Source organism: Nitrosospira sp. Nsp1 (assembly GCF_900100985.1).
GTDB lineage: Bacteria > Pseudomonadota > Gammaproteobacteria > Burkholderiales > Nitrosomonadaceae > Nitrosospira.
Genome location: NZ_FMUF01000009.1, coordinates 1 through 12,821 on the forward strand (window position 1 = coordinate 1; position 12,821 = coordinate 12,821).

13 protein-coding genes are annotated in these 12,821 nt (G+C 57.6%); 6 read left to right on the plus strand and 7 right to left on the minus strand.

The features are described from left to right. The first annotated feature begins 331 nt into the window (after nt 1-331). From BLP78_RS07300 to BLP78_RS07315, 4 genes are all read left to right on the plus strand, one after another. Nucleotides 332-874, plus strand: a complete 543-nt coding sequence (locus tag BLP78_RS07300) for a hypothetical protein (protein ID WP_231623408.1) — start codon at nt 332-334, stop codon at nt 872-874. Nucleotides 875-998: 124 nt separating this feature from the next. Then, nucleotides 999-1,577: a hypothetical protein gene (locus tag BLP78_RS07305; protein ID WP_256330155.1), complete on the plus strand. Its 579-nt coding sequence runs from the start codon at nt 999-1,001 to the stop codon at nt 1,575-1,577. Between the two features lie 182 nt (nt 1,578-1,759). After that, nucleotides 1,760-2,170, plus strand: a complete 411-nt coding sequence (locus BLP78_RS07310) for a copper resistance CopC family protein (protein WP_256330156.1) — start codon at nt 1,760-1,762, stop codon at nt 2,168-2,170. Then, entirely contained in the window at nt 2,167-4,263 is a 2,097-nt protein-coding gene (locus tag BLP78_RS07315; RefSeq protein WP_090458015.1) for a CopD family protein, read from the plus strand. The genes BLP78_RS07310 and BLP78_RS07315 overlap by 4 nt, the downstream gene beginning before the upstream one ends. Nucleotides 4,264-4,322: 59 nt before the next feature. Here the strand turns inward: BLP78_RS07315 and scpB are convergent, their stop codons facing one another. The 6 genes from scpB to BLP78_RS07345 all read right to left on the minus strand — a co-directional run bounded on the left by scpB (nt 4,323) and on the right by BLP78_RS07345 (nt 9,462). Next, on the minus strand, nt 4,323-5,051 hold the full coding sequence (gene scpB / locus BLP78_RS07320) for an SMC-Scp complex subunit ScpB (RefSeq protein ID WP_090458016.1): 729 nt from the start codon (nt 5,049-5,051) through the stop codon (nt 4,323-4,325). Then, on the minus strand, nt 5,017-5,826 hold the full coding sequence (locus BLP78_RS07325; protein WP_090458018.1) for a segregation and condensation protein A: 810 nt from the start codon (nt 5,824-5,826) through the stop codon (nt 5,017-5,019). The genes scpB and BLP78_RS07325 overlap by 35 nt, the downstream gene beginning before the upstream one ends. A 94-nt stretch (nt 5,827-5,920) precedes the next feature. After that, entirely contained in the window at nt 5,921-7,123 is a 1,203-nt protein-coding gene (locus BLP78_RS07330) for a tryptophan--tRNA ligase (RefSeq protein WP_090458020.1), read from the minus strand. A gap of 51 nt (nt 7,124-7,174) precedes the next feature. Then, a complete protein-coding gene (locus BLP78_RS07335) occupies nt 7,175-7,822 on the minus strand; it encodes a site-2 protease family protein (protein ID WP_090458022.1) in 648 nt (215 codons plus the stop codon). Then, nucleotides 7,815-8,447 carry an L-threonylcarbamoyladenylate synthase gene (locus BLP78_RS07340; protein WP_090458024.1) on the minus strand — a complete coding sequence of 211 codons (633 nt, stop codon included), beginning with the start codon at nt 8,445-8,447 and terminating at the stop codon, nt 7,815-7,817. Before BLP78_RS07340 ends, BLP78_RS07335 begins: the two co-directional genes overlap by 8 nt. Nucleotides 8,448-8,619: 172 nt before the next feature. Continuing rightward, entirely contained in the window at nt 8,620-9,462 is an 843-nt protein-coding gene (locus BLP78_RS07345; RefSeq protein WP_090458025.1) for a 3',5'-nucleoside bisphosphate phosphatase, read from the minus strand. Nucleotides 9,463-9,818: 356 nt separating this feature from the next. Between BLP78_RS07345 and cysG the strand changes: the two genes are divergently transcribed. Together cysG and BLP78_RS07355 are read left to right on the plus strand one after the other, a co-directional pair. Beyond that, a complete protein-coding gene (gene cysG, locus BLP78_RS07350) occupies nt 9,819-11,294 on the plus strand; it encodes a siroheme synthase CysG (protein ID WP_090458027.1) in 1,476 nt (491 codons plus the stop codon). A 52-nt stretch (nt 11,295-11,346) separates the two neighbouring features. Beyond that, entirely contained in the window at nt 11,347-11,877 is a 531-nt protein-coding gene (locus tag BLP78_RS07355) for an REP-associated tyrosine transposase (RefSeq protein ID WP_090458029.1), read from the plus strand. 285 nt (nt 11,878-12,162) lie between these two features. Here BLP78_RS07355 and BLP78_RS07360 read toward each other — a convergent pair whose 3' ends face one another. After that, nucleotides 12,163-12,801 (minus strand): peroxiredoxin, encoded by a 639-nt coding sequence (locus BLP78_RS07360; protein WP_090458031.1) that lies wholly within the window; start codon nt 12,799-12,801, stop codon nt 12,163-12,165. Nucleotides 12,802-12,821: the final 20 nt, after the last annotated feature.

Here is a 12,821-nt window from a genome sequence, read left to right on the forward strand (position 1 = left end):
CGCAACATCAACAGCATAGCGGGCGCCGTCATACCGGTCTTCACCAAGCTCTAAGCCGCATGGGACGCAAGGCCTAGCCCCGTCCCGCAAGGCATGACACCGGTCCGCCGCCGTCGCCAGACGGAAAGGTGGATCGGTGTTTTTTATGCAGGATAAAAATAGTAGAATTAGAAAAGCAGCATCGGCATGACGACAGCCCGCAGGCCTCCCGCCCGCGGATGAACGGCAAGCCCGCCCAAGTGGCGATTCGCTGAAACAGTGAATCCTGTAACCTCGTAACAACGAACAACGCGGAGAGAACCCGTTCGTGATTAGGCAAGTAATACAGGCAATGCTCATCCTGACCGCGGCGCTCTATGCCGGCGCGGCAGGCGCGCACGGAAAAGTCTCGCTGGAAGAAGACAGCTGCGTGCGCCGCATTGGCGAGAACATGGTGCACCTGAGCGCCTACCAGCCGCAATTTGAGCCCAGCGCCCAATACTGCACCGAAATCCCCAAGAGCGGAGACACCTACCTGGTGGTCGACCTGATCGACCCGGCCCTGCGCGAAATGCCCATCGGCATGCGCGTCGTCAGAGGCACCAGCGAAACCGACGACGAGACCGTAAGCTACCTGCGGCCAAGCTACCACCCCGACGGCGTGATCAAGGGCGAGACCAGCCTGGACCAGGGCCTCTATACCATCATCATCACCGCCGAAGGCCTGCCGCCCCTGCGCTACCAGTACCCCTTGCGGGTACAGATGATCAACTACGCGAACATATTCCGCACCGCGGTCGGGCCGCTGATCGCCCTGCTGCTTTTGATCCTGCTGGGATACAAGCTCATGAAATCCAAGCGCATGCAGCGCTGGCGTGCCTCGCGCCGCCCGTAGACCACGAAAACGACAAAACGAAACGAAACAAAGACAACCCGGACAACCCGGACAGCCCCGGCGGCAACCTGAGTATCGGGCCGTAGGATCGACGATTCATCATTTCTTATAGGTGACCTTGATAATGTCCTTACCCTCTCTCAAACCTGCCCTCCTGGGCCTGATGCTGGGCCTGGCCCTGCCGCTGTCCACCCAGGTGCACGCCCACGGCGGACTCTCCCTGGCCGACGACATCTGCAAACTCACCATCGGCCCCTATACCATGCACTTTACCGGCTACCAGCCGGAAAGCACCCAGGAGAAAGAATTCTGCGAAGACATCCCGGCCGTCGGCCGCACCGTCGTCGCCCTCGACTACATTGAAGAAGCGTTGCGGCCCCTGCCCACCGAAGTGCGCATCATCCGCGATACCGGTGCGGCCGAAGGCGCGGAGGGCAACCTGGACGCCATCACCCTGCTGCATATCCCGGCCAAGGTCTACCCCAACGGCTCCATCAACTTCGAATACGACTTTCACCAGCCCGGCAAATTCGTAGGCCTGGTCACCGTCGCCGGCAAGGAGGAGTATATCTCGCGCTTCCCCTTCTCCGTGGGCGAACCCAAAGGCACCTCGCCCTATCTCATCGGCGCCATCGCCGTCATTGTGGTCGGTGCCGGCGTCTTCTTCCTGCGCGGGCGTAAATCCACCCCCGCGGGCGCCTGAGAATGGAATAACCGGCGGCGATTGCCGCCGGGGCAGCGCCCGAACCAAACCGGCGCCATACAGTCCAAGTAACAGGTTCAGATAACAATAATATGGTCCGGATAAAAAGCCAAAAAAGACAGAAAAGATCAATCTGCCCACCCGCTCCCGTGGCGGTGGCAGCTCACGAAGAGGAGCCAAGAATGCAATCGATCATGATTCCCTCCCTCAAACAGGTCATGATGGGCAGTATCCTGCTCATGGCACTGGGGGCAGGGCTGCACAGCACCCCCGTCCTGGCGCACGCCATGCTGGTCAAGGCCGAACCGCCGCGCCGGGCGCAGCTCACCCAGACCCCCACGCAAGTACGGCTCTGGTTCAACGAAGAAATCGAAAAGGACTATGCCTCGCTGACCGTGCTGGACGCAGCCAAGGCCCCGGTTACCGACATCCGGCCGCACATCGCCGAGGACGACCGCAGAGCCATCGTATTGCCCCTGTCGCAACTGGCGCCCGGCAAATACACGGTAAAGTTCCGGGTGCTGTCGGTGGACGGCCACGTGGTTGACTCGTCCTACGACTTCACCGTAAAGAGCAAAACACCCGCCAAATGATCGAGGTCATCGCGACGCTGCTGCGCTGGTTACAGCTTGCGTCCAACATGATCCTGGTCGGAAGCTGCGTCTTCCTGGCCATTGCCGGCTCCATCCACTCCCCCTGGGTGGGCCGCCTGGAGCGGGCGCTGCCCTGGCTTGCGCTGATCCTCCTGGCAGGCTTGATGGGCATCCTCGCCACCACCACGGCCCAGGCCACCGGCATCGACGCCAACGCCTGGCATCCGCAGGCCTGGCTCGCGCTCGTGCAGAATACCCACATGGGACACGTCTGGGCAGGACGCGCCGCCTGCGCCGCGCTCGTCTGCGCCATCGCCCTCTATATCCGCGTCTCCCCCCCGGCAAGATGGCAATACATCCTGTGCGCCACCGTCGCCTCCGCCACCCTGACTGTGGGCGCGCTCGCCAGCCACGCCGCCGCCGAAGACCTGTCCTTCCTGTCCGTATTGCCCTACGCCTTGCACATCATCATGGCCAGCGTCTGGTTCGGCGCCTTGCCGGCTTTCCTGGTGGTCTGTTTTGCCTGCACCGAGGTGCCGCAGGCAGGCGACCTGCACCCCGGCGGCACGCGCACCGGCATCCAGACAGCCGCCATCCAGCGCATCCACGCCGTGTTCCACGCGCGCGAAACGTCGGCCACGGCCGACGCGCTCGCCTTGAAGCGCTTCTCCACCATGGCCCTGCCGGTCATGCTGACCGTGATCGCCACCGGCATCTTCATTACCTACCGCATGGTCGACAGCAGCTACAGCGCCCTGGTCGCCACCGAATACGGCTGGCTGCTCAACGGCAAGATCGCCCTGCTCCTGGTGGTGCTCGTCATCGCCGCGCGCGCGCGCAGCTGGCTGCCGCTGCTGGCCCAGCACGCCGATGGCCTGGCCGCGGCCGGCGGGCACAGGCTGCGCAAGTGGGTCAGCTTCGAATTCGTCATCGCGCTGGGCATCGTACTGTTGGCCACCATCGTCGCCAATACCGTCCCGGCCAAGCACGCCATCATCCAGAACTGGCCCTACTCCTTCCGTTTCTCCCTGGCTGCCACCTGGGGCGACCCGAGCGTGATGCTGCGCGTCTGGAGCGGCCTGGCGCTGCTGGCCGCCGCCGGCGCGGCGATCGCATTCGGGCGTACCCACAAGTGGGACATGAAGCGCCGCCTGGGCATTCCGCTCCTGCTGGCCGCCGTGGCCCTGGGCGTGGGCCTGCCGCCCCTGGCGGTGGACGCCTACCCGGAAACCTACCGCAAGACGCCGGTGCCGTTCGATACCATTTCCATCGCCAACGGCTCGGCCCACTTTGCCGAGAACTGCGTGCCCTGCCACGGCGCCCAGGGCAAGGGCAACGGCGTGATGGCCAAGAGCTTCGCCAAGCCGCCGGTGGACATGCTCACCGAGCCGCACACCGCCAAGCATACCGCCGGCGACTTCTTCCACTGGCTCTCCTTCGGCATTCCCGGCACCGGCATGCCCGAATTCGCCGACAGGCTCTCGGAAGAGGACCGCTGGGACGTGGTCAATTTCCTGCACGCCATGTCGCGCGGCTACCAGGCGCGCCTGATGAGCCCGCAGGTCAAGCCGGAACAGCCGCAGCCTGGCATGGGCCCGCCCAATTTCTCCTATACCGCACAGGATGGCGCAAGCGGCACCCTGAAGGATTTCCGCGGCAAGAAGAATGTGCTGCTGGTGCTGTTCTCGTGGCCGCAGTCGCGCGAGCGGCTGGCGCAGCTGCGCGATCTCGATGCCAGGCTGGCTGCGGCCAATACGGTGCTGCTGGCGGTGCCGGAGGATGACCCGGATGCGCACGAGCTGGAGCAGATCCAGGCCAATGTACCCTTACCGCTGGTGGTCGACGGCGCGCACGAGATCGTGCAGAGCTATAAGCTGTTTCGGCGTACGCTGAACAAGGCCGATCTGCTGGGGGAGGGCACGTTGCCGCCGCACATGGAGTTCCTGGTGGACCGCTTCGGTTATCTGCGTGCGCGCTGGATTCCGGATGCGGATGGCCCGGGCTGGTCAAACACCGATATGCTGATGCAGCAGGTCGCTCAGCTTAATCGGGAAAAGGAAATATTGCCCCCGCCAGGGGATCATGTGCATTGATCACTACCGGCGGTTCCACTGTTCGGTGAGTTGGCGCTCACAAGCGTCCGTTGCAAAAGTTATTTTTGCTCAACCGCCTTGGATGCCGGGGCCGTCTGAGGGGATTGTGACGCTTGTGATACAGGAGAGGTTTGCAAAAGAGGCGTCCCTGACTCGGTAGGATTCGGGAGGGTGGTCGGGACTTGACCCGACGTCATTTCCGTGGCGCCTTCGGGCTCGATCAGCGATCCCAATTCTTCCAGGGGTGGCAACTCCTCGATGGAACAGAGATTCAAATCGTTGAGAAAACCCGCCGTCGTTGCGTACAAGGCCGGTCGGCCGGGGACGTCGCGATGTCCGACAGTTGTTATCCAGCCACGCGACTCCAGCGCCTTGAGCACAGGCCCCGAGACAGCAACACCTCGTATTTCCTCGATGTCGCCACGTGTTACCGGTTGGCGATATGCAATGATGGAAAGCGTTTCCAGCACCGCACGAGAGTATCGCGGCGGTTTCTGGGGATTAAGCCGGTCAAGAAATTCCTGCATCTCCGGTCGGGCACGGAAGCGCCAGCCACCGGCAATACTCACCAGTTCCACTCCCTTCCCATCCCAGTCCTGGCGCAACTCTTCGAGCAACCGACGCAGAACCTCCGCACTCAGTTCCCCATTGAATAGTTTCTTCAGTTCCGCTAACGGTAACGGGTCCTGGCTGGTAAGTAACGCCGCCTCCAGAATTTGTTTAATTCCCCGAGGATTGGACGCTTCTGCAATACTAATTGGCGATGAGGGCACTGATTGGCCTGACATAAATAATCCCGAAAGCGCGAGGCTGACTTACCTCCACCTGGTTTTCCCTGACAAGTTCCAGCAGCGCTAGAAAAGTTACCACCAATTCCGGCACCCCGGCAGCAGAATTGAACAACTCGTTGAACTCGACAAAGTTCTGTCCTTGTAATTGATGCAGAATCCGGCTCATATGGGCTCGAACCGAAAGCTCTTCCCGAGTGATATGGTGCCGCCGATTCACATTGGAGCGCGCCATCAGCATAAGCCAGGCGTCGCGGAGATTATCCACGCTGACTTCCGGCAAGTACTCAATCACCGCTTGATCAATCTGGATTCCAGCAACCGTGAAATCACGTCCAGCTTGCGGCAACTCACTGAGCCTCTGCGCCGCGACTTTCATTTGTTCGTACTCCAGAAGACGCCGCACTAGTTCGGCACGCGGGTCACTTTCCTCCTCAGCCAACAAAACAGGCAGCGGCAGCAGCATACGGGATTTGATCTCAATCAGAACCGCGGCCATCAGGAGATATTCCGCCGCCAGCTCCAGTTTATTAGCCCGCATCATTTCGATATAGCCCATATATTGCCGCGTAAGCTCCGCCATGGGAATATCCAGCACATCCAGGTTATGTTTGCGGATAAGATAAAGCAGCAGATCGAGCGGTCCCTGAAATGTGTCGAGAAATATTTCCAGCGCATCCGGCGGGATATACAAATCCGAAGGCAGTTCGGCCAGCGGTTCACCGTGGATCTTCGCCACCGAATTAGTGACGGGAGGGCAAGAGGAATCGTTCACCTTGAATATCCGCAGGCGCTCTGCATGTGCTTGCTATTCCATCGGGCCACAGGCACTACGCCATACAAATCCATGAAAGGCCGCCGCGAAGCACTCAAGCGTAATCCAGCCCCATTGCCTCCCTGACGTCCCGCATGGTTTCCTGAGCCAGTCTATCGGCTTTCTCACACCCATCGGCGATGATATTCCGCACCAGGCTGGGATCTTCCTCGTACATGCGGGCGCGTTCATGCATGGGCTTTTGTTCAGACAATATCGCGTCAATGACAGGTTGCTTGCAGTCCAGGCAGCCGATACCGGCGCTTACGCAACCCTCCTGCGCCCATTTTTTGGTTTCCTCGCTCGAATAGACCAGGTGGAATTGCCACAGCGGGCATTTTGCGGGGTCGCCAGGATCACTGCGCCGGACACGCGCCGGATCCGTCGGCATGGTGCGAATTTTCTTCATCACACTGTCGGGATCCTCCCGCAAGCTGATGGTGTTATTGTAAGATTTGGACATCTTCTGCCCATCCAACCCCGGCATTTTCGAAGCAAGAGTGAGCATCACTTCCGGCTCGGAAAGAATCATTTTTCCGCCACCTTCGAGATACCCGAATAACCGCTCCTGGTCACCCAGGCTCACGTTCTGCTGCTCGTCCAGCAATGACTTCGCCGCAGCCAGCGCCTGTTGATCGCCGTGCTCCTGGTAGCGATTCCGTAACTCGCGATAGACCCTGGATTTTTTTGAACCCAGCTTTTTTATCGCTGCCTCCGCTTTCTCGCGGAATCCCGCTTCCTTGCCATATATGTGGTTGAAGCGACGGGCAATTTCGCGGGTAAACTCGATATGTGGCGCCTGATCCTCGCCCACCGGCACGCGCGTGGCGCGATAAATGAGAATGTCCGCGCTTTGCAGCAGGGGATAACCCAGAAAGCCGTAAGTACTCAGCTCCCTCTCGGACAATTTTTCCTGCTGATCCTTATAAGAGGGCACGCGTTCCAGCCAACCCAGCGGTGTAATCATCGAGAGCAGCAAATGCAGTTCAGCGTGCGCCGGCACCCGCGACTGGATGAATAATGTTGCCTGTGCCGGGTCCACGCCCGCGGCAAGCCAATCTATCACCATATCCCAGACATGTTGCTCGATGACTTCCGGTGTATCGTAGTGAGTCGTCAGAGCGTGCCAGTCGGCAACGAAGAACAGACATTCAAACTGGTGCTGCAGCTCTACCCAATTCTTCAGCACGCCGTGATAATGCCCCAAATGCAGGGCACCGGTGGGACGCATTCCCGACAAAACCCGATCAGCGAACATACTTTACTTACCCTCAATTATCCTTGGCCAGAATTCCTGGTCAACCGTTCACTACACTTCGAATCCAAATACCCATGCCACCAACTGTATCGTAATAGAGATAAAAGGTCCGATCACCGCACCTAATATGCCTGTCATCAAAAGCAGCACGAGTATCATAAAACCGTAAGGCTCAATTTTCGCAAAATGCTGCGCCAAATGGGGCGGCAGCAGGCTTACCGCCACGCGGCCGCCATCCAGCGGCGGTAGAGGCAGCAGATTCAGCACCATCAATACTACATTGATTTTGATACCTGCTTCACCCATCAAAATCAGGGGCGTCGAGAGATCGCTCTCAGGCAGGTCGAGGCCAACCTTGATCATGAACCCCCATACCAACGCCATGAAAAGATTTGCACCCGGCCCAGCCAATGCCACCCAGAGCATATCCTGCTTGGGACGGCGCAATGCCGCGAAGTTGACCGGTACCGGCTTGGCCCAGCCGAACAGGATGCCGCCCAGCCACAGCGTTACCAGGGGAAGCAGAATTGTACCGATGGGATCGATATGCCGCAGCGGATTAAGGCTGACGCGTCCTTGTGAATAGGCGGTGAGATCGCCAAAGTGTTTGGCCACATACCCATGCGCGGCTTCATGCAGCGTAATGGCAAAAATTACCGGCAGTGCATAAATGGCAATACTCTGGATGATGCTATCCATGCATCTTTCCGAAAGGTTCAAGGCTGCCCTTGCCTTGCCGGATGATTTCCGGCGTATCCCCGGTCAAATCAACCACGGTACTCATCTCCAGGCCGCATGCGCCGCCGTCCAGCACCAGCTCGACATGGTGCTCCAGCCGCGCCCGGATTTCCTCCGCATCATTTAAGGGGAGCTCATCCCCGGGCAATATCAAGGTGGAACTCAACAACGGCTCATCCAACTCCGCCAGCAACGCCTGAACCACGGGATGATCGGGAATCCGCACACCGATGGTGTTGCGTTTCGGATGCAGCAAGCGGCGCGGCACCTCTCGCGTTGCCTGGAAGATAAAAGTATAACTGCCGGGCGTGCTGGCCTTGAGCAGCCTGTGTTCGCGATTATCGAATTTTGCGTAACGGGAAATTTCGGCCAGATCGCGGCACATCAGGGTAAAGTGATGGTCTTCACCCACTTGCCGAATGGCGCGAATGCGCGTCATGACGTTCTTGTCGCCCAGTTGGCCCCCCAGTGCATAACACGAATCGGTAGGGTAGGCGATGACACCCCCTGCGCGTACGATAGCTGCTGCCTGCCGTATCAGGCGTACCTGAGGGTTAGCCGGGTGAATGGAAAAGAATTGGGCCACGTGAGAAACAGTTTTTAATTATAATTTTAGGGCATCCGTAAAAAATCGTATGCTTCAGGCAGGTCCAATTACTAATTGTCGACCGCCAGGACGCAAACAAAAGTCGCTGAGATGTCATTGCATCTTCCGAATATGCATCTGCTTTGAGCGTGGCGAACATACAACTCGCCCATTATGCCGCTACTTTCCAGTCATGCCATACCGGCTTGCAGTAATCAGGCAGTGGCGGCATCCGGCCCAGATCGAAATAGCTCTCGCCCGGTCCGTGAAAATCCGAGCCGCGCGAAGCCAATAAACCCAGCCGCTGGCTATGGCGCGCAAACAGCATGGACTGTTCCGGCGTGTGGCTGGCGGTGATAACCTCGATCGCTTCTCCGCCAAGGGTACGAAATTCAAGCAGCAGCTCGTCCAATGCACCCTTGCCCAGTTTGTAACGGCCAGGATGGGCAATCACAGCTCTGCCACCGCTGTTGCGTATCCAATCGATGGCGTCGCTCAAGGGTGCCCACTGGTGCGGTGCATACCCGGGTTTACCCTTGACAAGATATTTTTTGAAGACCGATCTGACGTCCTTGGCGTAACCCTGCTGGACCAGAAAGCGTGCGAAGTGCAGCCGACCTATCAGGTGCCCATTGCCGGCATGTTCGCAAGCGCCTTCAAGACTGCCGTGAATGCCGAATTTGTCGAGCTGCGCCGCGATTTTGCCGGCTCGCACCGTCCGGCCCTCGCGTATCGAAGTCAGGCCCTGCGCGAGTTGCGGGTGTTCCGGGTCTATGCCAAGCCCGACAATGTGCAGGGTCTGGCCGCGCCAGTTAACGGAGATTTCCACCCCATTGATAAAGATGATATTTTTCTCGACCGCAGCCCGACGGGCTTCATCCAGCCCAGCCACATCGTCGTGATCGGTCAACGCCAGCACTGCCACTCCCTGCGTGGCTGCGTGCTCCACCAGTTGCGTGGGCGTCAGCAAGCCGTCGGAAGCCGTGGAATGACAATGTAAATCAATGTTGAGCATGAAACCGGTTCGCGCGAAGCAAGAGACGCATCATAGCAAATAAGGAGGGGTATGAAAAATGAACCTCGGAAAAGAATCAAAAAGAATGCGGAGCTTGTATTTCAGCCGGAGGCGTGCGCACAAGACTGATAGCTGTAAATCAGCAATCAAACAGCGGCAACATCCTTTTCGCGAAAGCGAGGTCTTCCTGAACCATGGGCGCGCCGATTCCATATGCTTACAAATGGTTCTATCGCTCAAAACGCCCAGAAACGATAAAGCGCTTCTGTCATCGCTAGAACTTATCGGGCTAGCTCATCTAATACGTATTTTCAGGTAAAGTACGAAGATACAATCGTCGAACTCGAATGGAACAAATGGATTTTCTACCGATTTTTTTCAATATCAGAAACCGTAACTGCGTGGTGATCGGCGGCGGCGAAGTGGCCGCACGCAAGATTACGTTGCTGTTGCGCGCGGGTGCACATATCACGCTGGTTTCTCCACAGCTCGGTGCGGATCTGCAGATACAACTCGATGGGGCGCTGCGCGAGCAACTTGAGCAGGGCAGGATCACCTATCGCGCCGAGACGTTCCATGCAGACCATCTGCGTGATGCCGCCCTGGTCATTGCCGCTACCGACGACCCCATAGTCAACCGGAGCGTATCAGAGGCCGCCGGGCGGCTGCATATCCCTGTCAACGTAGTCGATTCCCCCGCTTTATGCTCTTTCATCATGCCATCGATCATAGACCGGGCGCCTATCATAGTCGCGGTTTCGAGCGGGGGTGCATCGCCAGTGCTGGCACGATTGCTGCGAGCCCGTCTGGAAACCATGATACCCGCGGCATATGGACGTCTTGCGGCTTATGCAGCAGATTTTCGCGAGCGGGTGAAGGCAAGTTTCGCGCGCCCCGAGAAAAGGCGCAGATTCTGGGAAGGTGCACTGCAGGGGCCGTTTGCCGAGATGATTTTTGCCGGCCGGGATCAGGCGGCCAAGGCTTACCTGGAGCGCCTGCTGGAAAACGAGGCTGACAGCGCAGAAAAGAGAGAGGCCGGGGAAGAGATGCAGGGAGAAGTTTATCTCGTAGGCGCCGGGCCGGGAGATCCGGAATTGCTGACTTTTCGAGCGATGCGCCTGATGCAGCAAGCGGACGTGGTGGTGTATGACCGCCTGGTTTCGCCCGAAGTACTCGATATGGTGCGCCGCGATGCGCTGCGTATTTATGCGGGCAAGGAACGCAGCAAGCACGTCATGCCGCAGGAATCCATTAATGAGTTACTGGTACGGCTGGCGAAAGAAGGTAAACGCGTGCTGCGGCTGAAAGGCGGCGATCCGTTTATCTTTGGCCGTGGCGGCGAGGAAATCGAAACCCTGTCCAGCCAGGGCGTTCCTTTTCAGGTCGTACCGGGCATCACGGCGGCAACCGGGGCTGCATCTTATGCCGGTATCCCGCTCACGCATCGCGACTATGCTCAGTCGTGCGTTTTTGTGACCGGCCATCTCAAGGACGGCAGCGTGGATCTGGATTGGCCGATGCTGGCGCGGCCACATCAGACTATTGTCGTCTACATGGGGCTGCTTGGATTGCCCGTATTGTGCCGCCAACTGATCGCGCATGGTCTGCCGGCTACAACCCCGGCCGCAATCGTGCAACAGGGAACCACTCACAAACAGCGCGTACTGACCGGTTCGCTGGAAACACTTCCCGATCTCACCACTTCCGCCAATCTCATCCCGCCGACACTCATCATCGTGGGTGAAGTCGTGAAGCTGCACCAGAAACTTGCCTGGTTCGAGCCAGAGAGCGATCTGCACGCTGGCGAGGCCACAGCAAATAAAAAGAAGTAGGGCGCTAATTGGCGAAGCGCATAACGCCGTATGAAAATTTTCTCATTATTGCATGCCTGACTATCGACGCGCCTGGCATTCGGGTGGTACCTATTTCTTTACCGTTAACCTGCTGCAACGACAGGGTAACGACCTGTTAATCCGGCATATAGATTTGCTGCGCAAGGTAGTGGGGCTGGTACGGCAACGTCATCCTTTCATTATCCATGGTTGGGTGGTGCTGCCAGAGCATCTCCATTGCATCATCGAACTCCCACCCGGCGATACCGATTTTGCGACGCGGTGGCGGTTGATCAAACTTACATTTTCCAAGGCATTACCAATTACCGAGCGGCGCTCCAAGGTTCGAATAGCGTGTGGTGAACGCGGCATATGGCAACGCCGTTACTGGGAGCATTTGATTCGCGATGAGAAAGACTTCCATGCGCACATGGATTACGTTCACATCAATCCGCTCAAGCACGGTTTGGTTAAACGGGTGAACGAATGGCCGTATTCCACCTTTCATCGGCTAGTTGAAAAGGGTATTTATCCGGCAGATTGGGCAGGAGGCGATGAAAATAAGCTTGAATATGAAGATTGACATACCGCTTCACTTCATACGGCGCAATGCGCTTCGCTTATTGTCGCCCTACCTTATTCGCATGAGGTCGACAACGTAATCAAGCCATGTTGCATGGATTGAGGTTATGGATTTCTTATTACCTCGATCCCGCAAGGTATAAGAAGTAGGGCGACAATAAGCGAAGCGCATTGCGCCGCATGCTATGTGTGACTTCTGCTGCAACGAGACTCCAAAACATAAAAAAACGCCCAAAAAATCAGGGCGCTTTTAGTGAATCGATGTTTCAGAAACAATGCCAACAGGTTATTTATCTGGTTGCGGCGTGATGCGCAGATATGGGCGGGGTGCCTTGTAACCTTTCGGGAATTTCTGCTTGATGACTTCTTCATCCTTTATCGTCAGGGGAATAATCACGTCATCGCCGTTTTTCCAGTTACCCGGTGTCGCCACCGTATACTTGTCGGTCATTTGCAGTGCGTCGATCACTCGCAGAACCTCGTCAAAATTGCGGCCCGTGCTCAACGGATAACTGATGATGAGCCGAACCTTCTTTTTCGGATCGATGATGAACAGCGACCGAACCGTCACGGTATCCGACTGATTTGGGTGAATCATGTCGTACAGCGTCGCAACCTTTTTATCCAGGTCCGCGATGATCGGAAAATCGACGCGGCAGTTTTGCGTTTCCTCGATATCCTTGATCCACCCAGCGTGTTTCTCCGATGAATCGACCGATAATCCGATTGCCTTGACGTTGCGTTTGTCGAAATCCGACTTGAGCTTTGCAGTCAACCCCAGTTCGGTTGTGCACACAGGCGTGTAATCGGCGGGATGCGAAAACAGTACCGCCCAGGAATCGCCTATCCATTCATGAAACCTGATCTTTCCGATAGTGGAATCTTGCTCGAAATCAGGTGCAGTATCGCCTAAGCGTAAGGTCATGGCATCCTCCTAAGTTAACA